The 1,075-nt window shown below is 43.2% G+C and carries 1 protein-coding gene and 1 pseudogene; both read right to left on the reverse strand.

What is annotated here, in order from left to right; all coding sequences use genetic code 11:
* A pseudogene (locus R7P72_RS25855) lies at positions 1-94 on the reverse strand (helix-turn-helix-type transcriptional regulator); the annotation flags it as partial.
* Positions 84-1,034: a YbgA family protein gene (locus tag R7P72_RS25860; RefSeq protein WP_005478143.1), complete on the reverse strand. Its 951-nt coding sequence runs from the start codon at positions 1,032-1,034 to the stop codon at positions 84-86. The gene R7P72_RS25860 and the pseudogene R7P72_RS25855, both read right to left, overlap by 11 nt.
* Between the last annotated feature and the right edge of the window lie 41 nt (positions 1,035-1,075).

The raw sequence follows: 1,075 nt of genomic DNA on the forward strand, positions 1-1,075 counted from the left end.
GTCTTTGCCAAGCTCTCAGCGTCACAGGCTTAACGCCCGTAATTTCTGCAACATCTCGAATTGCGTATAGTTTTTCTTCTGAACTACAAACCATAGCGTAATCTCATCTCCTGCGGGTGTGGCTCTAAAAACTTCTGTCTTTGCAGATATTCATCTGGATAAGCATTTAGATAGTGTTTAATTAATGTTAGTGGCGCGAGTAATGGCAGCGTGCCAGTACGATAGTCTTGAATCACGGTCGCGAGTTCTTCTTTTTCATCTTTGTTTAGAGAGCGTTTAAAATACCCTTGAAGATGCATCAACACATTCGTGTTGTTTTTGCGACTGGCACGGTTCGATAGCGCCGTCATCAGACCTAATCGATATTCTCGGTAAAACTCGTCAATCTCATAGCTGGCAACATCTGCGACTAAGCGCCCCAAAGATCGATACGACTCTGGATGATGCGCCATAAGCGTTAGCTTATAACGAGAATGGAAATCGATGATCTTACCGCGTGTCGGCTCACCTGCCATCGATTCATAAAAATCGTTGAGACAGTAAATGCGAGTAATGAAGTTCTCTTTAAGAACGGGATCATTTAGGCGTCCATCTTCTTCGACAGGTAACCACGGCATTTTTTCCATCAACGTTTTCGTGTAAAGACCAACCCCTTCTTTTGCAGCGTTGTTTTTGCTGTACACTTTTACGCGTTCCATACCGCATGTTGGCGATTTGGCACAAACGATATAACCACACAATTGCTCATTTTGAAGCTCATCCACTTTATTTGCGGAGTAAGTCAGCATGTTATCTGTGTGATCATTGTCGGGGTTTTTCGTTTCAACCAACGCGATGCGTTCTTCATTACTGATTAAACGAATCGTCGGGCGTGGCACTGGCATGCCTACCCCCACTTCTGGGCATACAGAAACAAAGTCAAAATAATTGCTAAGCTCTTTAGTTACAAAGTTACTGACTTTATGACCAGAGTCGAAACGCACGCGTTCACCTAGCACGCAAGAACTGATACCTACTTTGATTGAAGATTCCATAGCAACGTCATCCCTATACAAAAAGTTTTGTTGTATAACTT

The organism is Vibrio sp. Vb0888 (assembly GCF_033338835.1).
In the GTDB taxonomy this organism is placed as follows: Bacteria; Pseudomonadota; Gammaproteobacteria; order Enterobacterales; family Vibrionaceae; genus Vibrio; species Vibrio alginolyticus.